At 67.2% G+C, this 25,440-nt stretch carries 21 protein-coding genes; 11 read left to right on the top strand and 10 right to left on the bottom strand.

What is annotated here, in order from left to right; all coding sequences use genetic code 11:
* Nucleotides 1–2 precede the first annotated feature (2 nt).
* The 7 genes from AXA74_RS08930 (at nucleotide 3) to AXA74_RS08905 (ending at nucleotide 5,938) form a co-directional block, all read left to right on the top strand.
* Nucleotides 3–944: a carbohydrate kinase family protein gene (locus tag AXA74_RS08930; RefSeq protein WP_029580161.1), complete on the top strand. Its 942-nt coding sequence runs from the start codon at nucleotides 3–5 to the stop codon at nucleotides 942–944.
* A gap of 173 nt (nucleotides 945–1,117) precedes the next feature.
* Complete coding sequence (locus AXA74_RS08925) at nucleotides 1,118–1,621, top strand: outer membrane lipoprotein (RefSeq protein ID WP_029580162.1); 504 nt, start codon at nucleotides 1,118–1,120, stop codon at nucleotides 1,619–1,621.
* A gap of 225 nt (nucleotides 1,622–1,846) precedes the next feature.
* Nucleotides 1,847–2,083, top strand: a complete 237-nt coding sequence (locus AXA74_RS08920) for an acyl carrier protein (RefSeq protein WP_032963323.1) — start codon at nucleotides 1,847–1,849, stop codon at nucleotides 2,081–2,083.
* A complete protein-coding gene (locus AXA74_RS08915; RefSeq protein ID WP_032963325.1) occupies nucleotides 2,064–3,239 on the top strand; it encodes a D-alanyl-lipoteichoic acid biosynthesis protein DltD in 1,176 nt (391 codons plus the stop codon). The genes AXA74_RS08920 and AXA74_RS08915 overlap by 20 nt, the downstream gene beginning before the upstream one ends.
* Nucleotides 3,236–3,361, top strand: a complete 126-nt coding sequence (locus tag AXA74_RS24785; RefSeq protein ID WP_095075167.1) for a hypothetical protein — start codon at nucleotides 3,236–3,238, stop codon at nucleotides 3,359–3,361. The genes AXA74_RS08915 and AXA74_RS24785 overlap by 4 nt, the downstream gene beginning before the upstream one ends.
* Nucleotides 3,362–3,368: 7 nt before the next feature.
* Entirely contained in the window at nucleotides 3,369–4,496 is a 1,128-nt protein-coding gene (locus AXA74_RS08910; protein WP_029580165.1) for an MBOAT family O-acyltransferase, read from the top strand.
* Nucleotides 4,497–4,507: 11 nt separating this feature from the next.
* Nucleotides 4,508–5,938, top strand: coding sequence for a D-alanine--poly(phosphoribitol) ligase (locus AXA74_RS08905; RefSeq protein WP_032979302.1), 1,431 nt, complete (start codon nucleotides 4,508–4,510; stop codon nucleotides 5,936–5,938).
* 42 nt (nucleotides 5,939–5,980) lie between these two features.
* On the opposite strand, the gene AXA74_RS08900 is transcribed toward AXA74_RS08905, so the two are convergent.
* The 5 genes from AXA74_RS08900 to AXA74_RS08880 form a co-directional block, all read right to left on the bottom strand.
* Entirely contained in the window at nucleotides 5,981–6,535 is a 555-nt protein-coding gene (locus AXA74_RS08900; RefSeq protein WP_029580167.1) for a YggT family protein, read from the bottom strand.
* Nucleotides 6,536–6,692: 157 nt separating this feature from the next.
* Nucleotides 6,693–7,235 (bottom strand): histone H1-like DNA-binding protein, encoded by a 543-nt coding sequence (locus tag AXA74_RS08895; RefSeq protein ID WP_060833154.1) that lies wholly within the window; start codon nucleotides 7,233–7,235, stop codon nucleotides 6,693–6,695.
* A 295-nt stretch (nucleotides 7,236–7,530) separates the two neighbouring features.
* Nucleotides 7,531–8,724 carry a ribonucleotide-diphosphate reductase subunit beta gene (locus AXA74_RS08890; RefSeq protein ID WP_029580169.1) on the bottom strand — a complete coding sequence of 398 codons (1,194 nt, stop codon included), beginning with the start codon at nucleotides 8,722–8,724 and terminating at the stop codon, nucleotides 7,531–7,533.
* 21 nt (nucleotides 8,725–8,745) lie between these two features.
* Nucleotides 8,746–11,673, bottom strand: a complete 2,928-nt coding sequence (locus AXA74_RS08885) for a ribonucleoside-diphosphate reductase subunit alpha (protein WP_029580170.1) — start codon at nucleotides 11,671–11,673, stop codon at nucleotides 8,746–8,748.
* 304 nt (nucleotides 11,674–11,977) lie between these two features.
* On the bottom strand, nucleotides 11,978–15,451 hold the full coding sequence (locus AXA74_RS08880; protein ID WP_060833153.1) for an indolepyruvate ferredoxin oxidoreductase family protein: 3,474 nt from the start codon (nucleotides 15,449–15,451) through the stop codon (nucleotides 11,978–11,980).
* Between the two features lie 122 nt (nucleotides 15,452–15,573).
* Between AXA74_RS08880 and AXA74_RS08875 the strand changes: the two genes are divergently transcribed.
* From AXA74_RS08875 to AXA74_RS08865, 3 genes are all read left to right on the top strand, one after another.
* On the top strand, nucleotides 15,574–16,026 hold the full coding sequence (locus tag AXA74_RS08875; RefSeq protein ID WP_029580172.1) for an Lrp/AsnC family transcriptional regulator: 453 nt from the start codon (nucleotides 15,574–15,576) through the stop codon (nucleotides 16,024–16,026).
* A gap of 217 nt (nucleotides 16,027–16,243) precedes the next feature.
* Nucleotides 16,244–16,759: a hypothetical protein gene (locus AXA74_RS08870; protein ID WP_029580173.1), complete on the top strand. Its 516-nt coding sequence runs from the start codon at nucleotides 16,244–16,246 to the stop codon at nucleotides 16,757–16,759.
* Between the two features lie 78 nt (nucleotides 16,760–16,837).
* On the top strand, nucleotides 16,838–18,028 hold the full coding sequence (locus tag AXA74_RS08865; RefSeq protein WP_032956582.1) for an MFS transporter: 1,191 nt from the start codon (nucleotides 16,838–16,840) through the stop codon (nucleotides 18,026–18,028).
* An 18-nt stretch (nucleotides 18,029–18,046) separates the two neighbouring features.
* Here the strand turns inward: AXA74_RS08865 and gltX are convergent, their stop codons facing one another.
* Nucleotides 18,047–19,453, bottom strand: coding sequence for a glutamate--tRNA ligase (gene gltX / locus AXA74_RS08860; RefSeq protein WP_032956580.1), 1,407 nt, complete (start codon nucleotides 19,451–19,453; stop codon nucleotides 18,047–18,049).
* Nucleotides 19,454–19,581: 128 nt separating this feature from the next.
* Here gltX and AXA74_RS08855 point away from each other — a divergent pair, with 128 nt between their 5' ends.
* Entirely contained in the window at nucleotides 19,582–22,068 is a 2,487-nt protein-coding gene (locus AXA74_RS08855; protein WP_032973377.1) for a bifunctional acetate--CoA ligase family protein/GNAT family N-acetyltransferase, read from the top strand.
* Here AXA74_RS08855 and AXA74_RS08850 read toward each other — a convergent pair.
* The 4 genes from AXA74_RS08850 to AXA74_RS08835 are packed head-to-tail and all read right to left on the bottom strand — an operon-like array spanning nucleotide 22,065 to nucleotide 25,434.
* Nucleotides 22,065–22,769, bottom strand: a complete 705-nt coding sequence (locus AXA74_RS08850; protein WP_032963339.1) for an ABC transporter ATP-binding protein — start codon at nucleotides 22,767–22,769, stop codon at nucleotides 22,065–22,067. The two genes, AXA74_RS08855 and AXA74_RS08850, sit on opposite strands and share 4 nt — an antisense overlap.
* Nucleotides 22,766–23,515, bottom strand: coding sequence for an ABC transporter ATP-binding protein (locus tag AXA74_RS08845; protein WP_029580178.1), 750 nt, complete (start codon nucleotides 23,513–23,515; stop codon nucleotides 22,766–22,768). The genes AXA74_RS08850 and AXA74_RS08845 overlap by 4 nt, the downstream gene beginning before the upstream one ends.
* A complete protein-coding gene (locus AXA74_RS08840; protein WP_080700964.1) occupies nucleotides 23,508–24,542 on the bottom strand; it encodes a branched-chain amino acid ABC transporter permease in 1,035 nt (344 codons plus the stop codon). Before AXA74_RS08840 ends, AXA74_RS08845 begins: the two co-directional genes overlap by 8 nt.
* Before the next feature lie 10 nt (nucleotides 24,543–24,552).
* The gene (locus AXA74_RS08835) at nucleotides 24,553–25,434 is read right to left on the bottom strand and encodes a branched-chain amino acid ABC transporter permease (RefSeq protein ID WP_029580180.1); all 882 of its coding nucleotides are present in this window, start codon (nucleotides 25,432–25,434) and stop codon (nucleotides 24,553–24,555) included.
* Nucleotides 25,435–25,440 lie beyond the last annotated feature (6 nt).

Below are 25,440 nucleotides of genomic sequence, written 5' to 3'. Positions count from 1 at the left end.
CCATGGCTTCTCCTGTGCTGGTTTGCGGTTCGATGGCGTTCGACACCATCGCGGTCTTTGAAGGCCATTTCAAGGATCACATCCTGCCCGACCGCATCCAATCGCTGAGCGTGTCCTTTCTGGTGCCCGGCATGCGCAAGGAGTATGGCGGCTGCGCGGGCAACATCGCCTACAACATGAAACTGCTGGGCGGCCAGCCGGTGCCGGTGGCCACGGTGGGCGAGGATTCCGGTGATTATCTCGAGCGCTTGAACGGCCTGGGCATCGATACCCGCCGCGTCAAGGTCGTGCCGGGGACGTTCACGGCGCAGTGTTTCATCACCACCGACCTGGACGACAACCAGATCACCGCTTTCCACCCGGGCGCGATGGCTTTCTCCGCCCAGAATGACCTGAGCCAGGCCGAGGCGGCCTGGGCCATCGTCGCGCCCGATGCCAAGGAAGGCATGTTCGCCCACGCCCAGGCCCTGGCCGCGCGCGGCATCCCCTTCATCTTCGACCTGGGCCAGGCCATGCCGCTGTTCGACGGCGCGGACCTGGAGCGCATGCTCGGGCTGTGCCAGGCCCTGACGGTCAACGACTACGAGGCCAGCGTGGTCGAGCAGCGCACCGGCCGCAACATGGCCGAGATCGCCCGCGGCCTGCGCGCCGTGGTCGTCACGCGCGGGGCGCAGGGCGCCACGCTGTACACCGAGGGCCAGGAGATCCGGATCGAGCCGGTCCAGGCCGACGACGTCGTGGACCCGACCGGCTGCGGCGACGCCCATCGCGCCGGCCTGCTCTACGGCCTGACCTCGGGCTGGAGCTGGCCCGACAGCGCGCGCCTGGCCAACCTGATGGGCGCCATCAAGATCGCCTCGCGCGGTCCGCAGAACCACGCCCCCGGCCGGGCCGAGATCGATCGCCGCCTGCAGCAGGCCTATGGGCTGTCGCTGCCGGCCTGAGCGTCAAGAAACGCAAGGAGCCGGAACCAAGCCGCCGCGGCGCCTCTCCAATATGTCATGGTCAGGCGGCGGCGCCGCCCAATTTGGTTGCACCCTGTTTCGACCCCGGCAACGAAAAGTGTTGCGGGAGAGTATTATCGAATGTGTCGGTACATCCCGATCGAGGAGTCTCAATGAGCACAACAATTTCTCCGTCCATTTCGGCTGGCCGTATCGGTCGCGGAATCGTCGTGGTCACGCTGGCTGCCAGCATGGCGGTGCTGGCGGGTTGCGCCAACCGCAGCGCGTCCAGCGGTGTTTACAGCTATGACCAGGCCCAGCGCGAGCAGATCGTCCGCACGGGCACGGTGACTGGCGTGCGTCCGATCACCATCCAGAACGACAAGTCCAGCGGCGTCGGCATGGTGGCCGGCGGCGCCCTGGGCGGCGTGGCTGGCAACGCCATCGGCGGCGGCACGGGCCGCACCATCGCCACGGTCGGCGGCGCCATCCTGGGCGCGCTGGCGGGCAATGCGGTCGAAAACCAGGTCGGCAAGGCCTCGGGTTACGAAATCACGGTGCGCCTGGATAACGGCGAAACCCGTGTGGTCGCCCAGGAAGCCGACGTGCCGGTCAGCGTGGGCCAGCGCGTGCAGGTCATCAGCGGCAGCGGCCCGACCCGGGTGGTTCCCTACTGATCCCACGGCCAGGCCCTGCGATGAACACCCTCCGGGCACCCGGAGGGTGTTGTCTTTTGGGCGCCGGAGGCGGGCGGTGTTGCGCCATCCCGACAACGGCGCGACCGGCCCCGAAAAAAATCCCGGGCTTTCAGAAGCCAGTCAGTATCTGTTGGTATAGTCGCGCTGCTAACTCCGGGGGGCGGGGGTAATCGGCCTCGCGAGGCGGCGCAGCACCATATACCTATGCATACTGAGCAAGAACTCCATACCCGTATCGCCGAGATCGTCGAGTCGATCGTCCTGAAGAAAGTCACCGCCGATACTCCCCTGATTGCCTCCGGCCTGGTCGATTCCCTGGCCGCGGTGGACATCACCCTCGCTGTCGAGTCCGAGTACGGCTGCAGCATTCCCGCTCCGGAAATCGCCGAGCACATGCAGTCGGTCCGCACGCTCGCCGGCTATGTCGCTGCCCATACATAATTCCCGGCTGTTGTCGCATATCGCTGCGGCAATCACGGCCTGTGTCCTGGCCATGATGGCCTATTGGGCCGCGGACCGTTTCCTGGACCGCAACGTCCAGCCCATTTCCAGTGCGCCCGCCGTCACGGATAACTATCTGCCCAATCTGGGGCCGGATTGGGGCACGCAGCATGTCAATCTGAACCGCCTGTCGCGCGCCCTGAGCGACGGCACGCTGGTGGTGCTGGGGTCCTCCGAGCTCTCCAGCCACGATCTACGCTTCGTTCCCTATCATTTCTTCCCGCGCGAACTCAAAGTGCCGACGCTGGCCTATGGCCACGCCATGTTCCAGTCCTTTGGCATTGTCAGCGTGCTGGAGTCGGTGGCGGACTCGCTCACGCCCAATACCCGCCTGGTGGTCATGGTGTCGCCGGCCTGGTTCGCCTCCGGCGGCCAGCTGCCGCGCTCGGCCTTTGCCGAACATGTGACCGGCCCGGTCTGGGACCGCCTCTGGGACCGGGAGGCAACCCGCGAGCAGATGCAGACTTGGATCAGCGCCAACGCCAACTGGGGGCTGCTGTGGCTGCTGGCCAATGGGCAGGTCGCCGAGTTCAAGGACAAGGTCGCCGCATGGTGGCATGCGCGCAGCCAGCCGGCGCTGGATCGCCCGCGCAGCGCGCTGGCGGTGCCGGCGCACAAGTTCGTGACCTGGCCGTCCTCGGCCCGCCTGTCGGGCCAGCACTGGAGCGAACTGATCGATCAGGCGGTCGATGTCGAACGCCAACTGGGCAGCAAGAACCCCTACGACGTGCGCGACGATTACTACCAGAAATACCTGGCGATGCTGCCGTCGCCGGCGCGCAACGAGTTTCCCGACGTCCCGCCCATGACCCGGCCCGAGCTGGGCGACTTGGCGCGCGTGATGGCGCTGCTGCAACAGCGCAAGGTGCGCGCCTATTTCATCATCCAGCCCTTCAATCCCAAGCTGATCCTGGACGTCGAGCGCTTCGATCCGGTCGTCACGGCCATCAAGGGCATGTGCGAACGCTATGGCATGGGCTGCCTCGATCTCTACAGCATCCCCTTCCAGCCTGGAATGGTGCGCGACGATATGCACCTGGCCGAAGTGGGCTGGGCCATGGCCGACAGGGGCATTGCGGAGTTCTTCTCGCGATGAAACGTTTCTTCTGGCATCTCTGCCTTTATCTCGGCCTGATCCTGGTCTTCATCCTGCAAGCGCAGCCCCCCACGGGCAGCGGCGGGCCGATCAAGGTCGAATTCCAATATCAACAGTTCTGACCCGGCCATGGAACTGTTCGGCAGCTTGAACTTCTTCGGCGGCGCCATTGTCGGCGGCCTGGGCCTGTTGCTTTATCGATCGCTGGCCATGCCGTGGCGGCTGGGCTACCGCCATGTGATCGCCGCGCTGTCGGTGCTCATCTGGCTGGCGGTCTTCGGCGTGCGCCCCTGGCAGCCCGTGGGCCTGTTCGCCGTGTCGGGCGCGGCCCTGTGGGCCAACCGGCGCGGGTGGATCCCGACCTGGCTTTCGGTCATCGTCACCATGGCCCCGCTGTTGCTGGTCAAGACCGGCCTCACCCATCTGCCCGCCATGCTGGGCCTGTCGTTCGCGACCTTCCGCGCCATCGACGTGCTCTTGTTCGCGCAACGCAACGAGCGCGTCTCGCCGCTGGACTATTTCATCTATCTGTTTTTTCCGCTCACGCTGCTGGCCGGCCCCATGTACCGCTGGCGCAATTTCCAGGCCGATCTCAAGCGCGGCTACGATGGCGTGACGCTCGATACCTGGCTGACCGGCCTGGAACTGACGCTGCTGGGCGTCATCCAGAAGTTCGGCCTGGCCGAGGCCATCTGGCGCTATGGCCTGTCCACGCTGGACGCGCACGACTACTCTTTTACCGGCGTGGCGGCCAACGCGACGCTCTACAGTTTCTATCTGTTCTTTGATTTCGCCGGCTACAGCAGCATGGCGGTCGGCATCGGCATGTTCTTCGGCTTCGTGTTGCCGGTCAATTTCCGCAATCCGCTGGCCACGGTCAATCCGCAGGACTTCTGGCGCCGCTGGCATATCAGCCTGTCGGAGTGGCTGCGCGATGTGATCTTCATGCCCATCTACAAGGCCTTGTCCAAGACGGCTTTCTTTGGCCGCCATCGCCTGGCCGCGCAGAACATCGGCATTTTCGCCACGCTGCTGGCCATGGGCATCTGGAACGGGCTGTCCTTGCACTACGTGGTCAGCGGCATGATGTTCGGCGCCTATTCCGTGGGCCATAACCTGCTGGTCAACGCGGCCCGCACGCGGCCCGCGCTGGCTGCCTGGCTGGCGCGCGGCTGGGTGAAGTTCGCCGGCCGCGTGCTTACGCTCATCCTGGCCGCGCTGGCGCTGTATGTCTTCAGCGGCCGCAGTCCGATCTGATTCCCTCAGCCATGCGTTTTGATCTGAATACCTTCGAGTTCGTCCCGTCGGCGCGCGCGCCGCAGGCGCTGGCCGTGGCGGGCGCCGATGGCGCGCTGAGCTGGCAGGCGCTGGCCGAGGCCGCCGCGGCCTGGGCCGCGCGGGCCCGCGAGCAGGGCATCACGGCCGATGTGCCGGTGGTCGTCTACGGCCACAAGGAGACCGGATTCTTCGTGGCCATGGTCGGTGCGCTGATGCTGGGCGCGCCTTTCGTGCCGGTGGACACCATCTATCCGGTCGAGCGGCTGCGCCGCATCGTCGAGATCGTGCGCGCCGGCGCCGTCTATGACGCCCGGACCGACCGCTTCGAGGCTGGCGCGCCGAGCGTGCTGGACGAGAAGGGCCTGGCCTATGTGATCTTCACTTCCGGCAGCACAGGCGATCCGAAGGGCGTGCAGATCGGCCGCGAAAGCGTGGCCCTGCTGGGTGAATGGATGAGCGGTTTTGGACTGGGCGAGGCGCCGGTCTTCATGAACCAGGCCCCCTTCAGCTTCGACCTCTCCATGTACGAGGTATTTGGCACGCTGGCCCTGGGCGGCAGCTGCGTGCTGAATGCCCGCGAGCAGATCGCCGCGCCGGCCGAATGGTATGCGCGCCTGGCGGCCCATGGCATCAGCTGCTGGGTGTCGACGCCGTCGTTCGCCCACCAGCAGCTGGTCAACCGCGATTTCGCGCCGGCGGTCCTGCCAGCGCTCGATACCTTTCTCTTCTGCGGCGAGCCGCTGACCGTGGCCCTGGCGCGCAAGCTGCGCCAGCGTTTTCCGCAGGCGCGCATCCTGAACACCTATGGGCCGACCGAGGCCACGGTGGCCACGACGGCCATCGTCATCGACGATGCCGTGATCGCCGCGCATGACCCGCTGCCCATCGGCTACGCCAAGCCGCAGGCGCGCGTCTATGTCGACGAGGGCGAACTCTGCATCGTAGGCGACCATGTCATGCGCGGCTACCTGAACCGCCCCGACCTGAACGCGAGCAAGTGTTTCCGCGCCAGCGACGGCCGGCGGGGGTTCCGCACGGGCGACCTGGGCGAGCAGGGCGAGGACGGTCTGCTCTTTTGCCGCGGGCGTATGGACGACCAGATCAAGCTCAATGGCTATCGCATTGAGCTGTCCGAGATCGACGCGGCCCTGCATGGCCTGGCCGGCGTGCGGGCAGGCGCCTGCGCGGTCTTGCGCCGCCCGGACGGCACTGCCGTGCGGCTGATCGGTTTCCTGGATGCGGATGTGCCGGCGCCGGCTTTTGCCGGCGAGGCGGCCCAGGCCGAATGGAAGCGCCTGTTGGCCGAGCGCCTGCCGCCTTATATGGTGCCCGCGGAGCTGGTGCTCTGCCCGGCTTTGCCGGTGTCCAACAACCACAAGACCGACCGCAAGAAACTGCTGGAGATCTACGCGGGTCTTTGACGTGACAAGGGCGCCTCGCGGCGCCCTTGCCCTGTCCGGCGGTCAGATGCCGCCGTAGGACAGCCGGGTGAGCATCATGGCGGCGATCTGCGCCAGGATGAGCAGCACCAGTGGCGAGAAGTCGATGGCGGTGCGCGGCAGGATGCGCCGGATCGGATCGAGCAGCGGCGCGGTCAGGGTCTGCAGCAGCGCCATCAGGGGCGACATGGGGTTGACCCAGGACAGCACCGCTTGGATCAGGGTCAGCCAGACCACGAGGTTCAAGGCCCAGCGCATTTCGGTGAACAGGGCGGTCAGCAGAACGCGGGGCAGGGCGCCGGCCGGGGGCAGCATGCCCACGCTGACCAGGATGACCAGCAGGAAGAACACCAGGGCGGCCAGCCAGGCGGCGAACAAGCTGGTCCAGTCGACGCTGCCGGTGGCCGGGATGATCCGCCGCAAGGGCAGTATCAGCCAGTTGGTGGCCTGGTAGATGGCGCGGGCCAGCGGGTTGAAGGGATGCAGGCGCACCGCGTGCATCCAGGCGCGCAGCAACAGGGCCGCGCCGAACAGCGTGAACAGGATGTCGATGAGGAAACGCAGGATATCGCCGATCATGGACTATCTACCAGAAGTAACGCCTTCTATTGTCGCATGATGAATGTGAAAACACTGCGGCTTTCGTGGTGTTGCCGGCAAGATGCCGGCATGGCAATGAAAAAGCCGCCCGGCTTGCGCCAGGCGGCTTGATGCCTACCTCAGGCTGGCCAGTCCCTTAGGGACGGCCACCCGTGGGGAAGGGCCACGACGCGGCCGGATTCAGCGCGGTCTTGGCGCCCGGGGCGGCCGCCGTGGAGGGCGGCGTGGCGGGCTTCTTGGGGGCAGCCTTCTTGGCCGCGGGCTTCTTGGCGGCAGGCTTCTTGGCCGCCGGCTTCTTCGCAGCAGCCTTCTTGGCCGGCGCCTTCTTGGCAGCAGCCTTCTTGGCAGGCGCCTTCTTGGCGACGGCCTTCTTGGCTACGGCTTTCTTGGCGACAGCCTTCTTGGCCACGGCCTTCTTGGCGACGGCCTTCTTGGCGACAGCCTTCTTGGCTACGGCTTTCTTGGCCACGGCCTTCTTGGCGACAGCCTTCTTGGCGGCCGGTTTCTTGGCGGCGACCTTCTTGGCGGCGACTTTCTTGACCGCCGGTTTCTTGGCGGCGACCTTCTTCACAGCGACCTTCTTGACCGCAGCCTTCTTGGCGGGGGCCTTCTTGGCCGCGGCCTTCTTGGCGGCGGGTTTCTTCACCGCTTTCTTGGCGGCTTTCTTGGCAGTTGCCATGGTCATGCTCCTTAGGTTCAGGGGTCCCAGAACTTAAACCCGTGTCACGGAGCGCCAACGGCGAACCGCACCCGGGCTATTCATCGGCGCATGCCACTGCCCCTTGCGGGCGGCAGTTCTTTACGGCTTGCGCTAATGAATTCAGCACAGCCATTTGATATGGCCCCCGCGCGGGCGCGAGCCATTTCAAATGGCGCCGGTAGGCGCCGGCGAACCGGCAGCCTACCGCTACGTCCTACGTGTCCGAATACACCAACCGGGAGCACAACCATGGCGGGCCACCAGGCCCTGCCGACTACTCCCAGCTCAGCGTGCCGCCGGTCTGGTATTCGATCACGCGAGTTTCAAAAAAGTTGCGTTCCTTCTTCAGGTCGATCATTTCCGCCATCCACGGGAAGGGGTTTTCTTCCTGCGGGTAGAGCGGCTCGATGCCGATCTGCTGGCAACGGCGGTTGGCGATGAAGCGCAGATACGATTTGAACATCGGCGCATTCAGGCCCAGCACGCCGCGCGGCATGGTGTCTTCGGCGTAAGCGTATTCGAGTTCCACTGCTTTGCGGAAGAGTTCGCGGATTTCTTCGCGGAACTCGGGCGTCCACAGATGGGGATTTTCGAGCTTGATGGTGTTGATCAGGTCGATGCCGAAATTGCAGTGCATGGATTCATCGCGCAGGATGTACATGTACTGCTCGGCCGCGCCGGTCATCTTGTTCTGTCGGCCCAGCGCCAGGATCTGGGTAAAGCCGACATAGAAGAACAGCCCTTCCATCAGGCAGGCGAACACGATCAGGGACTTCAGAAGCGTCTGGTCGGCTTCCGGGGTACCCGTCTTGAAATTCGGATCGGCGATGGCTTCGATGAAGGGGATCAGGAACTCATCCTTGTCGCGTATCGAGGGAACCTCGTTATAGGCGTTGAAGATTTCCGATTCGTCCAGATCCAGGCTTTCGACGATGTACTGATAGGCGTGGGTGTGGATGGCTTCTTCGAAGGCTTGGCGCAGCAGGAACTGGCGGCACTCGGGGGCCGTGATGTGGCGGTAGGTGCCCAGCACGATGTTGTTGGCGGCCAGCGAGTCGGCCGTCACGAAGAAGCCCAGGTTGCGCTTGACGATGCGGCGCTCGTCCTCGGTCAACCCGTTGGGGTTTTTCCAGAGGGCGATGTCGCGCGACATGTTGATTTCTTGCGGCATCCAGTGGTTGGCGCAAGTGGCCAGGTATTTTTCCCAGGCCCACTTGTACTTGAACGGCACCAGCTGGTTGACGTCCGTTTCGCCGTTGATGATGCGCTTGTCGGCGACCTTCACGCGGCGCGCGGTATTGCCCAGGTCGGCCGCGGATTGCGGCGCGGCCGGGGTGGGCAAGGCCGAGTCGCCAAACACGCCGGTGGCGGCGCGCACCGGTTCGGGCGCGGCGCCACCCGCGCCCGCCGCGGGGGCGGGCGTCTTGGCGGCTTGCGTGGCGAGGTTGTCGTCTTCCCAATTAAGCATGATCGAATTCTCCGAAAGTCGTTACTGGCAGGCTTCGCACTCTTCGAAGCCGGGGTCTCCCGGCCGCATCGTGCAAACCGCCCCGACGATCTCGGGTTCGGGCAAAACAGGTGCTGCGGCTACGGGGGCCGTGGCGTTATGGTTGCCAGCGCTGACGGCGTTCAGTTCGCCGCCGCGGCCCGTGGATTTCTCGGCGCTGGTGGCGCCCATGGTGCGCAGGTAGTAGGTGGTCTTCAGGCCACGCTGCCATGCGAGCTTGTAAGTGTCGTCCAGTTTCTTGCCCGAGGCGCCAGCCATGTAGATGTTCAGCGACTGGGCCTGATCGATCCACTTCTGGCGGCGCGCGGCGCACTCGACCAGCCAGCTCGGTTCGACTTCGAACGCGGTGGCGTAGAGTTCGCGCAGTTCGGTCGGAACACGATCGATGCGGGACAGGCTGCCATCGAAGTACTTGAGGTCAGCGACCATGACTTCGTCCCACAGACCGAGTTTCTTCAGATCACGAACGAGATAATCGTTTACGACCGTGAACTCGCCGGAGAGATTCGATTTGACGTACAAGTTCTGGAAAGTGGGTTCGATGCACGCAGATACGCCAATGATATTGGAAATCGTCGCGGTTGGGGCAATAGCGATGCAGTTCGAGTTGCGCATGCCATGTTCTTTGATGCGCGCGCGCAACGTATTCCAATCGAGCGAGCTCGATTCATCGACGTCGACATTGCCGCCGCGCTCATCGCGCAGCATCGCGATGGAGTCTTGCGGCAGGATGCCGCGCGACCACAGCGAGCCTTCATACGATTCATAGCGGCCGCGCTCCTGGGCGAGTTCGCTCGAGGCCCAATACGCTTGATAGCACACGGCTTCCATCGAGCGGTCGGCGAACTCGATGGCTGCTTGCGAGGCGTAGGGCACGCGCATCATGTGCAGGCAGTCCTGGAAGCCCATGATGCCCATGCCGACGGGGCGGTGGCGCAGGTTGGAGTTGCGCGCCTTCTCCACGGCGTAATAGTTGATGTCGATCACGTTGTCGAGCATGCGCATGGCGATGCCCACGGTGCGCTTGAGCTTGTCGTGGTCGAGTTCGTAGCCGCCGTTGGCGGAGGGCTTCATGTGCGCGACCAGGTTCACCGAGCCGAGGTTGCAGACGGCGATTTCGGACTCGTTGGTGTTCAGCGTGATCTCGGTGCAGAGATTGGAGCTGTGCACCACGCCGACGTGCTGCTGCGGCGAGCGGATGTTGCAGGGATCCTTGAACGTGATCCAGGGATGGCCGGTCTCGAACAGCATGGACAGCATCTTGCGCCACAGCGAGATGGCCGGCATCTTCTTGAACAGCTTCAGTTCGCCGCTGGCGACCTTGGCTTCATAGCCCAGGTAGGCACGCTCGAACTCGCGGCCGTACTTGTCGTGCAGGTCCGGGCAATCGGAGGGCGAGAACAGCGTCCATTCGCCGTTTTCCATCACGCGCTTCATGAACAGGTCGGGAATCCAGTTCGCCGTGTTCATGTCGTGGGTGCGGCGGCGCTCGTCGCCGGTGTTCTTGCGCAGCTCCAGGAACTCTTCGATGTCCAGGTGCCAGGTTTCGAGATAGGTGCAGACCGCGCCCTTGCGCTTGCCGCCCTGGTTGACCGCCACGGCGGTGTCGTTGACCACCTTCAGGAAGGGCACGACGCCCTGGCTTTCGCCATTGGTGCCCTTGATGTGGCTGCGCAGCGCGCGCACCGGGGTCCAGTCATTGCCCAGGCCGCCGGCGTACTTGGCCAGCAGGGCGTTCTCCTTGATGGCGTCGTAGATGCCTTCCAGGTCGTCGGAGACCGTGGTCAGGTAGCACGACGACAGCTGCGAGTGCAGCGTGCCGGAGTTGAACAGCGTCGGCGTCGAGCTCATGAAGTCGAACGAGGACAGGATCTCGTAGAACTCGATGGCGCGGGCTTCGCGGTCGGTCTCGCGCAGCGCCAGGCCCATGGCCACGCGCATGAAGAAGACCTGCGGCAGTTCGATCCGCGTGCCGCGCACGTGCAGGAAGTAGCGGTCGTACAGCGTCTGCAGGCCGAGGTAGCCGAATTGCAGGTCGCGGTTGGCGTCCAGGGCGCGGGCCACGCGCTGCAGGTCGAACTCGGCCAGCTTGGCGTCCAGCAGGCCGGCTTCGATACCGCGCTGGATGAAGGCCGGGAAATACTCGGCATAGCGCTGGGCCATGTCGGCCTGCGAGACCTCCTCGCCCAGGACTTCCTTGCGGATCGTGTGCAGCAGCAGGCGGGCGGTGACCTGGCTGTAGGCCGGGTCCTTCTCGACCAGGGCGCGGGCGGCCAGGATGGCGGACTTGAAGACCTCGTCGACCGGCACGCCGTCGTACAGGTTCTTGACCGTTTCCTTCAGGATGGCTTCGGTGTCGATGAACTCGGTCAGGCCCACGCCGGCGGCTTCGATGGTGGCGCGCAGCTGTGCCATGTCCAGCGGGCGGCGCACGCCGTTGTCGGTGACGTTGAGCGAGACTTCCTGGACGGCGGGGGCGGCCTTGTCCAGCACCTCGGCGGCGGCGGCGCGCTCCTGCGCGCGGCGTTCGCGGTACAGCACGTAGGAGCGGGCGACGTCATGCTGGCCCGAGCGCATCAGCGCCAGCTCGACCTGGTCCTGCACGTCTTCGATATGGAAGGTGCCGCCGCTGGGGCGATTGCGCACCAGGGCGTTGACGACCTGGGCGGTCAATTGCTCGACCAGCTCGCGCACACGCGCCGAGGCGGCGCCTTGGCCGCCATTGACCGCCAGGAAGGCCTTGGTCATGGCGATGGCGATCTTGCCCGGCTCGAAGCCAACCACCGAGCCATTGCGGCGGATCAGGTTGTAACTGGCCCATTGGCCGGCCTGGCCGGTATTGGCCGGGGTCTCGTTGGATTCGGGCGGCACGGCCGTGGGCCGAGTCACAGAGGCGATCGTAGTCTGCATGGAAGCTCCTGTGCGAATAGCGGAAACGGGACATGGCCGAGCCATGTCGGAACAAAAAGAATTCGGTGTGAGGGGGGCGAAAAAACCAGGACGCGCGGTCCTGTGAACGTGGCCAGCGGGTCAACAGCTGATGAATTCGACCACAAGATATAGTGTACCACCCCCTCGCATGGCACTAATTCTAGTGAGGGTCGGTACGGCGAACAAGACTGGTCTTACAGGAAGTTCAAATTTAGTTGTTACGAAATGCGAGGGGCGCGCCGATCAAGGCGCGCCCGCCGAAGTGCTTGCTCAGCGCCAGGTTTTATGCGCTTCTCCGGACCTCGGTCGGCGCAAAATCAGGCCGCTCGTAGCTTTCCAGCAGGCGGTCGCGTTCCTGGCGGAAGCGCGCCACCGCGGCGGCCTTGATATGGCCATAGCCGCGCACGTTTTCGGCAAGGCCCGCGATTGTAGCCGCAGCGCCGATCTTGTCCACCGACAGGCCGGCGAGCAGGCGTCGGACCAGGGCTTCGTACTCGCGGATAAGGGCGCGCTCCATGCGCCGTTCGGCCGTATACCCGAAAGGATCGGCCCAAGTGCCGCGCACGCGCTTGCAGCGCGCCAGCCAACGCAGCGCCGTCAGGGTGCGCGGACCCAGGGCCATCTTGCGCGGCACGCCGGTGCGCGGATCCTTGCGCGCCAGCAGCGGCGGCGCCATATGGAAGCGCAACCGGTATTCGCCTTCGAATTGTTCGGCCAGCTGCGCGGCGAAGCTGCCGTCGGTGTAGAGACGGGCGACTTCGTATTCGTCCTTGTAGGCCATGAGCTTGAACAGGCCGCGCGCCACCGCCAGCGCCAGCCGGGCGGGGCCGGCGCCCAGCGCGCGCTCGCGCGCGGCCACTTCTTCGACCAGTTGGCGGTAGCGCGCCGCATACGCGGCGTCCTGATAGGCCGTCAGGTCGGCCACCCGCCGCGCCACGGCCTCTTCCAGGCGCTCGGGCCGATGCAGGGCGATGACCTGGGCGGGCGGCTGCAGCGCGAAGTCCAGGGCCTGGGGCGCATGCGCGGCCAGGCGGCCGGCGTCGAAGGCCGCTTGGTTGCTGGCCACGGCCACGCCGTTGAGTTCGATGGCCCGGGTGAGGGCGGCCAGCGTCAGCGGCACGTCGCCCCGCTGCCAGGCATAGCCCAGCAGGAAGACATTGGACAGGATGCTATCGCCGAACAGCGTCAGCGCGGCGCCGTGCGCGTCCAGCGCGGCGGTCTGTCCGTCGCCGGCGGCATGGCGGATTTTCTCCAGCAGCGCTTCCCCTCGCATGGGGACATCGGGCTGGCGCGTGAAGTCCGACACCGGGGCCACATAGGTATTGGCGGTCACGCGGCTATGGCCGCGGCGCAGCGTGCCCAGCGCCTCGGGGGCGACGGCGGCCACCGGATCGCAGAGGATGGCGGCGTCGGCCTGCTGCCAATCCAGCCGCGCCGGACCGGCCGGCGTGCCCGCCGGCGCCAGCCGGATGTGGCTGATGACGGTGCCGCCTTTTTGCGCCAGGCCGGTCAGGTCCAGCACCGAGGCGGACAGGCCTTGCAGGTGCGCGGCCATGGAGACCAGCGCGCCGATGGTGATGACGCCCGTGCCGCCCATGCCGGCGACCAGCAAGCGGTAGGGCGCTTGCGGGGGGACGATGGACGGCATGGGCAATTCACCCAGCCGGGCCTGCCAGTCCCGGCCCGCCGCGCGCCGCTTGCGCGGCTGGCCGCCTTCGACCGACACAAAGCTGGGACAGAAGCCTTCGGCGCAGGAATAGTCCTTGTTGCAGCTGGACTGGTCCACGGCGCGCTTGCGGCCATAGGGAGTCTCCAGCGGCACGATGGACAGGCAGTTAGATTGCGTGCCGCAGTCGCCGCAGCCTTCGCAGACCGCGCTGTTGATGAAGAGGCGCCGCGCCGGATCGGGAAAGGTCTTTTTCTTGCGGCGGCGGCGCTTTTCGGCCGCGCAGGTCTGGTCATGGATGAGGACAGTGACGCCCGGGGTGGCGCGCAGTTCGCGCTGCAGGGCGTCGAGCTCGCGGCGATGGTGCACGGCGATGCCGGGGCCGAGGTCGATGCCGCGGTATTTGTCCGGCTCGTCGGTGGTGACGACGATGCGGGCGACATGTTCGCCGCGCAGCTGTTGGCAGATCTGCGGCACCGAGATCGGACCGTCCACCGGCTGTCCGCCGGTCATGGCGACGGCGTCGTTGAACAGGATCTTGTAGGTGATGTTGGTGCGCGCGGCCACGGCCTGGCGGATCGCCAGGTAGCCGGAATGGTAGTAGGTGCCTTCCCCCATGTTCTGGAAGACGTGGGGCGACTCGATATAGGGCGCCACGCCGATCCAGTCCACGCCTTCGCCGCCCATCTGCGTCAGGCCGCCGGTCTCGCGGTCCATCCAGGCGGCCATGTAATGGCAGCCCACGCCCGAGCGCGCCTGGCTGCCTTCCGGCACCTTGGTCGAACTGTTGTGCGGACAGCCTGAGCAGAAATATGGCCGGCGCCGCATGCCGTCGGCCTCGTTGGACAAGGCCTGGGCACAGGCGAAGGCGGCGCTGTCCGCGCCCAGGGCCAGGCCGGCGGTGCGCTGCAGCCAGCCGGCCAGCGGCGCGGCCAGGATGGAGGGCCGTAGCTGCCCGGCGGCCGGGATGAGGGTCTCGCCGTCGAACCCCCGCTTGCCACAGACCGAGGGCCGGTCGCCGCGGTTGTAGAGCAGGTCCTTGATCTGGGCTTCGACGATGCCGTCTTTTTCTTCGATGACCAGGATATGGCGCAGGCCCTGGGCGAAGGCCAGCAGGCGTTCGCGTTCCAGCGGCCATACCAGGCCGGGCTTGTAGAGGCGCACCTGGCGGGTATCCACGCCCAGGCGGGCCAGCGCCTCCATGGCGTCCAGGTGGGCCTTGCCCACGGTGACGATGCCTATGCTCGCGCCGGGGGCGGGAGAAATCAGCTGGTCTATGCTGTGGCGCGCGGCAAAGGCGGCCACGGCGCGCAGGCGGCGTGCCATGCGGGCCTCGATGGCGGGCGACAGGAAGTCGCTGGCGTTGTATTCACGCCCGGCCGCGTCCTCGTCCTCGGGCATGTCGTAGTGCGCCGCGGGCCGGGCCTCGAAAGACTGGCCGGTCTCCACCGACTCGGACGTCACCTTGAACGCCACCCAGGCGCCGCTGTGGCGCGACAGCGCCCAGCCCCAGAGCGCGAAGGTCTCGTACTCGTCGATGGACGCCGGGTGCACGATGGGCACATGCCAGCCGATGAGCGAGGTCTCGCTGGAATGCGGAATGGACGAGGAGACGGCCGTGTGATCATCGCCCACCACCATCAGCACGCCGCCGTGGCGCGAGGCGCCGGCCGCGTGGCCGTGATGAAGAGCGTCGCCGGCGCGGTCCAGGCCCGGGCCCTTGCCGTACCACATGGCGTATACGCCATCGACCTTGCGGTCGGCGCGCGCGCCGACCTGCTGCGTGCCCATGACGGCGGTGGCGGCCAGGTCTTCGTTGATCGCCGGCAGGAAGGTGATCTGGTTGGCGTCCAGCGCTTGCTGCGCCTTCCACATGGCCATGTCCACGCCGCCCAGGGGCGAGCCACGATAGCCGGAGACAAAGCCGGCGGTATTCAGTCCGCGCTCGCGATCGGCCCGCCGCTGCGCGAGCATGATGCGCACCAGGGCCTGCGTGCCGGTCAGGAAAATGCGTCCCTGGCTGCGGCTGAGGTTGTCTCCGAGTTGATAGTCCAGATCGATGGGATGATCGACCGCGGGGGTGCCGTCCATGAGCGCTCCTGTATTTCGATCATGATAGGAGCGCCGCGATGCCGGTTTATTGCGTTATCGGATCGTGAATTCCCTATAATTTGAAATAAACATTTCGTTTTGGGAAAAAGAGGAGACATACGATGGATAAAACCGATATCGCCATCCTGCGCGCGCTGCAGGAGGACGGCCGCGCCTCGGCCCAGCAATTGTCCGAACAGGTGGGGCTGTCGCCCGCGCCGGTGTGGCGGCGCGTCAAGGCACTGGAGTCCGCCGGCGTCATCCAGGGATATAGCGCCCAGGTCGACCGCAGCAAGGTGGGGCTGGGCGGCTGCATGTTCGCGCAGATCAGCCTGGAGCGGCATTCGGCCGAGACCGTGGCCAATTTCGAGCGCTCGGTGCGCGACGCGCCCGAAATCCTGGAGTGCTATTCGGTGACGGGGGATTCGGATTTCCTGCTCAAGATCCTGGTGGAGAGCCCCGAGGAGTACGACCGCTTCCTGCATCGTTTCCTGTTCAACCTGCCCGGCATCCGCCAGACGCGCAGCATCGTGGCGCTGCGCGAGATCAAGCATGACCTGCGGCTGCCGCTGTAGCGGCGCTCTCTATCTATATAGAAGGGGGTGCTTCCAGAAACAGCTGTAACGCCCCGGCTGCCCGCGCTTTTGCGACCATGAGTGTTGCGCAAATGCACTAGCCCGCACGCGCGCATTGCATTGTGTCCGGCCGCTCTTTAGAGTGCCTGCAATCGCTGCCGGCGCAGGGGAATGCGCGCGCGATGGGTCGTGCAGGGGAGTTCCTGAGGAAGTCATGATGTATTCGTATGTGTCGTTGGCGCGCGCCGTTTGCGGTGGTCTGATCGTGGGGGCGGCGTTGGCCGGTTGTGCCGCCAAAAAAGGGGGCGGCGCCGAGGCGCCCGCCCAGGCTCCCGCGCCCCGGCCGGTGGCATGCACCCCAGCCGGGGCCGACAGCCCCATGGTGGGGACCTGGTATTCGGTATCGCGTCCGCGCGGCTTTGCCGGTGATCTCCAGACGCTGACCGTGTTGTCGGCCGACGGCAGCATGACGTATGAAACCCAGCTCAAGGTCGGCAAGCGCATCCGCCCGGCGCTGCGCGAAAGCGGCTGCTGGAGCGTGGCCAACGGCGTCTATACCCTGCGCACCACCAAGTCCAATGGCGAGCCGGTCGATGCCGACGACCCCATCTATCAAACGCGCTACCAGGTGCAGAGCGTGGATCGCTCGCGCCTGGTGCTGCGCGAACTGAAGGCCGACGGCCAGCAGATCAGCGCGCGCCGCATGCAGCCGGGCTATCGCCTGCCCAACTAGGGTGGGGCGGTCCGGCGCGGGGTCGCCAAGGGCGCGCGCTTGGGGTAAGGTTTCGGACTTTCTTCCATTCTTGTCGCCATGTCCGCCGCCTATTCCGAGGGCCGAGCCATCGCCCTCCTGGCGTTGGCCGCGTTTGCCAGCGCCAGCGCCTTTCGCATTTGCGATCCCATGCTGCCGCAGCTGGCGCAGGAGTTTTCCACCACCACCGGGCAGGCCGGGCACGCGGTCACCGCGTTTGCCGTGGCTTATGGGCTATTGCAGATGTTCTTCGGCCCGGTGGGCGACCGCTATGGCAAATACCGGGTGATCTGCCTGGCGACGTTTGCCTGCGCCATCGGCAGCGCCGGCGCGGCCATGGCCGGCAGCCTGGACACGCTGGTCATCTGCCGCATGCTCTCGGGCGCGGCGGGCGCGGGCATCGTGCCCTTGTCCATGGCCTGGATAGGCGACAACGTGCCTTACGAGCGCCGCCAGGCCACGCTGGCGCGTTTCCTGACCGGCACCATCCTGGGCATGGCGGCCGGCAGCCTGGCCGGCGGCCTGTTCGCCGACACCATAGGCTGGCGTTCGGCCTTCCTGGTGCTGGTGGCCTGTTATCTGGTGGTCGGCCTGTTGTTGTGGGCCGAGCTGCGGCGGCAGCAGGCGCAGGGCCTGGCCGGCCACGGCCGCGCGGGCGGCCAGGGTTTCCTGGCGCAGGCGCGGCGCATCTGGGGCGTGCGCTGGGCGCGCGTGGTCCTGGCGACGGTGTTCATCGAGGGCCTGCTGGTCTTCGGCACGCTGGCCTTCGCGCCGGCCTATCTGCATGCCCGCTTCGGTGTCTCGCTGACGATGGCCGGCGCCCTGGTCGCGCTCTATGCGGTCGGCGGGATGATGTACACCTTCGTGGCCGGCGCCGTGCTGCGCCGCCTGGGCGAGCGCGGACTGGCGCTGGCCGGCGGCGTGGTGCTGTGCCTGGCGTTCCTGGTCTATCTGCTGGGCCCGGCCTGGGGCTGGGCCGTCCTGGCCAGCGCGCTGGCGGGGTTTGGCTATTACCTGCTGCACGCCACTTTGCAGACCAATGCCACCCAGATGGTGCCCGATGCGCGCGGCACGGCGGTGGCTTGGTTCGCGTCCTGCCTCTTCATGGGGCAGGCGGCCGGCGTGGCATTGGCCGGCGTCATGGTCGACGCGGTGGGCGCGCAGGCCCTGTTCGCCTCGGCGGCGTTGGGCCTGCCCCTGCTGGGCTTGTTTTTTTCCCGGGCGCTGGCCCGGCGGCCGGCGGCCGCCTGAGGTCGCGGCCGGCCGGCATCAGGCCGGCAGCTTGGCCAGGCGCTCGAGCACGGCGTCCTTGCCCAGCAGCGCCAGCACCGCGTCCACGGCCGGCGTCTGGGCCCGGCCGGTGACGGCCACGCGCAGCGGGATGGCCAGCTGCGGCATCTTCAGGCCGCGCTCGGCCAGCTGCGCCTTGATCAGGGCTGAAAGGGCTTCGCGCGTCCATTCGGTGCCGGCGGCGGCGGCGGCAAAGCCGGCCAGCGCCTCGCGGGCGGCCGGGGTCAGGTGCTGGGCGACGAGTTCGGCCGGCGCCGGCTGGAAGGGGCCGCAAAAGAGCATGGCGTCATCGGCCAGCTGCTCCAGCGTTTCGGCGCGGTCCTTGAACAGGCCGATGATCTCGGGCAGGTCGGCGCGCGCGGCATCGCCGCCGCGCTTGGCGATGCGGGGCGCCACGCGGCGCGCCAGTTCGGCGTTGTCCATGCCCTTGATGTAGTGGGCGTTGACCCAGTTCAGCTTTTTGGGGTCCCATTGCGAGGGCGATTTGGACAGGTGGCGGGTGTCGAACCATTCGACGAACTCGTCGCGGCTGAACAGCTCGGCGTCGCCATGGCTCCAGCCCAGGCGCGCCAGGTAGTTGACCATGGCCTCGGGCAGATAGCCCTGGTCGTCGTAATCCATGACATTGACCGCGCCATGGCGCTTGGACAGCTTCAGGCCGTCCGGACCGAGAATCATGGGCACATGGCCGTACTGGGGCACGTCGGCGCCCAGCGCCTTGAGGATATTGATCTGGCGCGGCGTGTTGTTGACGTGGTCGTCACCCCGGATCACGTGGGTCATGCCCATGTCCCAGTCATCGACCACCACGCAGAAGTTGTAGGTGGGCGTGCCGTCGGGACGGGCGATGATCAGGTCGTCGAGTTCGCTGTTGTCGAAGCTGACCGGGCCCTTGACCAGATCGTCCCAGGCCGTCACGCCGCCTTGCGGGTTCTTGAAGCGGATCACCGGCTTGCGGCCTGCGGGAATAGGCGGCAGCACCTTGCCGGGCTCGGGGCGCCAGGTGCCATCGTAGCGGGGCTTTTCGCCCTTGGCGCGCGCGGCCTCGCGCATGGCTTCCACTTCTTCGGGCGTGCTGTAGCAGTGGTAGGCGGTGCCGGCGGCCAGCATGTCCTTCAGGACCTCGGCGTAGCGGTCCAGGCGCTTCATTTGGTAGAAGGGGCCTTCGTCGGGCTGCATGCCCAGCCACTCCATGCTGTCGAGGATGGCCTGCACGGCCGCGTCGGTCGAACGCTCCACGTCGGTGTCTTCGATGCGCAGCACGAACACGCCCTTGTTGTGGCGGGCAAAAGCCCAGGAGAACAGCGCGGTGCGCGCGCCGCCCAGATGCAGGAAGCCGGTGGGCGAGGGAGCGAAGCGGGTACGGACGGGTTTGGCGGAAGTCATAGGCCGGTATTGGCGCCGCGTTGGCCGCGGCGGCCCTCCATGAAAAATGGCGCGTGCGCTGCCCACCATGGATGGCGGGCAGGTTGTATTGTTACGATGACAGCATTTTAGAATAGTGCCAAACCCCGATGCTCCGACACGTGCTTGCACCGCTTTTCGAGCCCCGGTCCTTGCTGATCGTGGCCGATCGCACGCTCCCCGCCGCCTCGGTGCTGCCGGGGGCTTTGCGTGCCCGGACCACCATGATAGACAGCCCGCCGGGCCAGGCGCCGGAGCTGCCCGAGCGGTGCAGCGGCCTGGAGGACGGCGAGCGGGTGGACCTGGCCCTGGTGTGCGTGTCCCCGGCCGTATTGCCCGAGACGCTGCGGCGGCTGGCGCGCCTAGCCCCGCGCGGGCTCATCCTGCTGCCCCACGAATTGCCCGATCCCTACCCGCGTGGCACGCTGGCCTTGTGCGAGGCCTGGGCGCGCGAGCACCATTGCCAGCTGCTGGGGCCGCGTTCCTTCGGCGCGCAGCGCCCGCATGCCGGGCTCAACCTCAGCCAGCATCCGACGCTGGCCCGCGCCGGCCGCGTGGCCCTGGTGGCGCAGTCGCGCTCCATCATGGCGGCCGTGATGGACTGGGCCGAGGACGTGCACATCGGTTTCTCCCTGGCGGTGTCGCTGGGCGACGAGGCCGTGGTGGGGCTGTCGGAAGTGCTGGATTTCCTCGCCAGCGATCCGCGCACCGACAGCATCGTGCTCTACCTGGAAAACATCGGGCCGGCGCGCGAGTTCATGAGCGCCCTGCGCGCGGCGGCCAGCGTCAAGCCGGTCATCGTGCTCAAGGCCGGCCGCGGCGAGCCCGGCGGTGCCGACGCGGTCTTCGATGCCGCCTTGCGCCGGGCGGGCGCGGTGCGGGTGCGCTACTTCGTGCAGCTCTTCTCCGCGGTCAAGGTGCTGGGCTATGCCAGGCGCCCGCGGGGCCGCCGCGTGGCGCTGTTGTCCAACGGCAGCGGGCCGCCCCAGCTGGCCCTGGACCTGATCGGGCCGGAGGCCGCCGTGCTCAAGGCCGAGCTGTCGCCGGCCACGCAGCGCACGCTGGCCAGCCTGCTGGAGCCCGATGCCCCGGCCGGCAACCCGGTCATCACCTATCCGCCGCTCACTCCCGAGCGCCTGCAGCAATTGCTGGACTGCCTGATCGACGACACCGGCGTGGACGGCGTGCTGGTGCTGCTGGCGCCCGACGCGCTGGCCGATATGCCGGCGGTGGCGCGGCAGCTGGCGCAGTTCGCGCCCAAGGCCCGCAAGCCGGTGGTGAGCTGTTTCATGGGCGATGCCGGCATGCGGCCGTTGCGGCGCATGCTCGATGACGCCGGCACCCCGGCCTTTCGCACGCCGGAGTCCGCCGCCGACGCCTTCGGCGTGCTGGCCACCCACTATTACAACCAGCAGCTGCTGCTGCAGACGCAGCCGCCCGAGCCGCCGGGCCGCCTGCCCGACATGGCGGCCGCGCGCGCCGTGATCGCCGCCGCCCGCGCCGCGGGCCGGCGCGAACTGGCCCCGGCCGAATGCCGGGCGCTGCTGGACGCTTTTCATGTCCCGCTGCGCGATGGCCCGTTGGATGTGCGGCCGGTCGAACCCGAATCCCGGCCCATGGCCATCCGCGTGCGCTCGGACGCCAAGTTCGGCCCGGTCATCCGTTTTGGCGCCGGCGGCCCCGACGCCTTGCTGTCGGTGGCCGAGCGCGGCATGGACCTGCCGCCCCTGAACAACTTCCTGGCCCGCCAGCTGATCGAACGCAGCCGCATCTGGCGCCGGGTGCTGGCGCCGCAGGTCAGCAATGCGGCCACCGAGGCTTTGCAGCATGCCCTGGTGCAGGTCTCCGAACTGGTGTCCGAGATGCCGGACATCCAATCGCTGGATATCGATCCCCTGTATGCCGGCGAAAACCGGCTGCGCGCGGGCGGCCTGCGCATGACGCTGACCGAGACCCCGGCCTGCGCGTCGCCGCAGACCTCGGGCTATCCGCATATGGCCATCCATCCTTATCCGGCGCGCCTGGTGCAGATGCGCCGCTTCGAGGACGGCACGCCCTGGGTGATCCGGCCTATCCGTCCCGAGGACGGCGAGCCCTTGCAGGAATTCATCCGCGGCTTGTCGGAGCGCTCGCGTTATATGCGCTTCGTGTCCATGATGCGCGAGCTCACGCCGCGCATGGTGGCCCGCTACACCCAGGTGGACTATCACCGCGAGCTGGCGCTGGTGGCGGCCACCCAGCTGCCCAATCCCGCCAACCGGGGGCACCCGCGCGAGGTCATCATCGGCTTCGCGCACTACTTGCGCAATCCGGACGGGCGCGGCGCGGAATATGCCCTGGTGATCGGCGATGACTGGCAGCGCCGGCGCCTGGGCGGCCAGCTGATGAGCGCGCTCATCGCCGAGGCGCGTGAGCAGGGGCTGGAGTACATCGATGGCCTGGTGCTCTCGACCAACCGGCCCATGCTCACGCTCATGACGCGGCTGGGCTTTACCAACGATCCCGATCCGGAGGATCCGACCATGCGGCGCGTCTGGCTGTCCTTGCGGCCGGATCCGGAGGCCGCCATCAAGGCCGGCGAGGGCGAGCCGGCCTAGACGCCGAGATAACGGGTGAGCAGGTGGGGCTGGCGGACGAATCCGGCGCTGTCCCCGCCTTCGACCAGCCGGCCTTTTTCCATCACCACGCAGCGGTCGGTGTGAGCCAGCACCGCGCGGAAATTGCGATCCACCACCAGGGTGGACATGCCCGAGGCGCGGATCAGGGCGATGATGCTCCAGATCTCGGCCACGATCAGCGGCGCCAGGCCCTCCGTGGCTTCGTCGAGGATGAGCAGGTCGGGATTGGTCATCAAGGCGCGCCCGATCGCCAGCATCTGCTGCTCGCCGCCGGAGAGCTGGTGGCCGCCGTGCTCCAGCCGCTCCGAAAGCCTGGGAAAGGTCCGCAGCACGCGCGCGTAGTCCCAGGCCCGGTGCTTGCCGGGCCGGGCGGCCACCAGCAGGTTTTCGCGCACGCTCAGGTTGGGAAAGATACCGCGGCCTTCCGGCACATAGGCCAGGCCCATGCGCGCCACCGCATGCGGCGCGGTGGCGGGGCGGCCGTGCACGGCGACCGATCCGCGCGTGGGCCGCAGCAGCCCGGCCAGGGTGCGGATCAGTGTGGTCTTGCCCATGCCGTTGCGTCCGAGCAGGCCCACCGACTCCCCGGTTTGGATGGCCAGGTCCACGCCGCGCAACACATGGCTGGCGCCATAGTGGACGTGCAGGTCCTGGGCTTGTAGAAGCGTGGCGGCGCTCATGCCTGTTCTCCCAGATAGGCGGTCTGCACCTGCGGGTCGGCGCGCACCGCGGCCGGATCGCCGCTGGCGAGCACCGTGCCGTTGACCATGACGGTCACCCGGTCGGCCACGCGGAAGACGGCGTCCATGTCATGCTCGACCAGCAAGATGGCGTGGTCGGCCTTCAGCGTCTGCAGCAGTTCGAGTATGCGCTCGGTTTCTTCCGGCCCCATGCCGGCCAGGGGTTCGTCCAGCAGCAGCACCGAGGGCGTGCCGGCCAGGCACATGGCGATCTCAAGCTGCCGCTTGTGCCCATGGGGCAGGAGCCCGGCCGGGCGATCGGCTTGCTGGCGCAGGCCGGTGCGCGACAGCGCCGCGTCGGCCTGGCCCGCGCTGTGCGGGCAGTCGGCCGCCCGGGCCGTCCAGCGCCAGAAGCGCTGGCGGCGCGATTGGGCCGCCAGGCGGCAGTTTTCGAAGACGCTCAAGGACGGGAAGATGGTGGAGCGCTGATAGGTCCGGCCCAGGCCGGCCTGCGCGCGCCGGGGCTGGGACCAGGCGCTCACGTCTTTGCCGTCCAGCATTACGCTGCCCGAGCTGGCCGCCAGCTCGCCGGACAGGATGTTGATGAGGGTGGACTTGCCGGCGCCATTGGTTCCGATGACGGCATGCACGGCGCCGCGCGGCAGCTCCAGCGATACGCCGTTGACGGCGACCAGGCCGCCGAAGCGCCGCGTGATGTCGCGGGCGCGCAGCAGGATGTCAGGCATGGGAGTCTCCCGAGACGGGCAGCGTGTCGCCGGCGGTCTTCCCGTCCGCCGGCTTGCGGCGGAACTGGCCGGCCAGGCCGATGAGGCCCTGGGGCAGCCAGGCCACCAGGGCGATGATGGCCAGCCCCAGGGGCAGGTGCCAATGATCGGCGAAGCCGCCGAAGATCTCCCGGGATTGAAAGACCTCCTGCAGCAGCAGCAAGGCGGCCGCGCCCAGCACCGCGCCGCCCTGGCGGGACTGGCCGCCCAGGATGACCATCAACAGCACGAGCGCGGATTGCTCCCAGGCCAGCAGCTCCGGCGTGACAAAGCCGTCCTTCAGGGCATAGAGAAAGCCCGCCAGGCCGGCCAGCACGGCGGCGATGACATAGGCGGCCAGCTTATAGGGGTAGCTGGCGTAGCCCGCGGCGCGCATGCGCTGTTCATTGATGCCGATGCCGGTCAAGGCCGCGCCGAAAGGCGAGCGCCGCAACAGCGCCAGGAAAATCCAGGCCGCCGCCAGGCAGCCCAGCACGAAGAAGTAGAAGCTGCGGGCCTCGCCCAGGTCGAAGGGCAGCCAGCCGCCGATGGCCGGTTCGGGGCGGAAATAGAGATAGATGCCGTCGCTGCCGCCGCCCAGCTTGGTGTCATGCATGACGTAGTAGGCCATCTGCGAGAAGGCCAGCGTCACCATGATGAAGTAGACCCCCTTGGTGCGCAGCGCCAGGGCGCCGGTGGCCAGGGCATAAAGGCCGGCGGCGGCCAGCGCGGCCGGCAGCAGCCACCACAGCGAGGCTGCCGAGCCGGCCGGCGAGAGCAGCGCGGCGGCATAGGCGCCCAGGCCGAAGAAGGCGGCCTGCCCGAGGCTGACCAGTCCGGCGCTGCCGACCAGCAATTGCAGGCCGAGCGCGAAGATGCTGTAGATCATGATCTTCAGCGCCAGGCCGGTGTAGTAATCGCCGCCGACGAAGGCGAAGGCGGCCAGCGCCAGCAGGCAGAGCAGGGGCAGGCCCTGGCGCGCGAAGCGCTGCGTTGATGGATGCGACATGCGGCCCTCCTTAGCCCTGCCGGAACAGGCCTTCCGGCCGGAACAGCAAAATCGTGGCCATCAGCAGATAGACCAGCACACCGGCGGCGGCCGGGAACCACACCTGTCCGAAGGTCTCGACGGCGGCCACCAGCATGGCGGCCAGGAAGGTGCCCCGGATGGAGCCGATGCCGCCAATTACGACCACCACGAAACACACGATGAGTACGCCATGACCCATGCCCGGATAGACCGACGACATCGGCGCGGCCAGCGCGCCCGCCAGCGCGGCCATGGCCACGCCCGCGGCGAAAACCCAGCGGTAGAGGCGGTTGATATTGACGCCCAGGCTGCCGATCATCTCGCGGTTGCTGGCGCCGGCGCGCACCATCATGCCGACCCGGGTGCGGGCGATGACCCAGTAGAGCAGGGCGGCGGCGACCAGGGCCATCGCCGCCACGAAGAGGCGATAGACGGGATAGGTCATGACCTCGCCCAGCGGCACCGCGCCGGCCAGCCATGACGGCATGGGCACGCCATGCACGTCATTGCCGACCAGCAGGCTGCGCACTTCCTCGAACACCAGGATGAGCCCATAGGTCATGAGCACCTGCTGCAGGTGGTCGCGTGTGTACAGGAAACTGAAGAACACGGCTTCCAGCACATACCCCAGCAGCAAGGCGGCGGCCACGCATACCGCCAGCGTGAGGAAAAAGCCGCCGCCCAGATGCGCCTGCACGACAGGACCGAGCGCGAAGGCCATGTAGGCCCCGATCATGTAGAAGCTGCCATGCGCCAGGTTGATGATGCCCATGATCCCGAAGATCAGCGTCAGACCGCTGGCCACCAGGAAAAGCAGCAGCCCGTACTGCAGCGCGTTCAGGGCGTGGATGAGGAAGATGCCCGGATCCATGGCGCG

It is taken from the genome of Bordetella hinzii LMG 13501, from assembly GCF_001548475.1.
Classification (GTDB): Bacteria; Pseudomonadota; Gammaproteobacteria; order Burkholderiales; family Burkholderiaceae_B; genus Bordetella; species Bordetella hinzii.
This window is presented reverse-complemented; position numbering and strand designations above follow the sequence as displayed.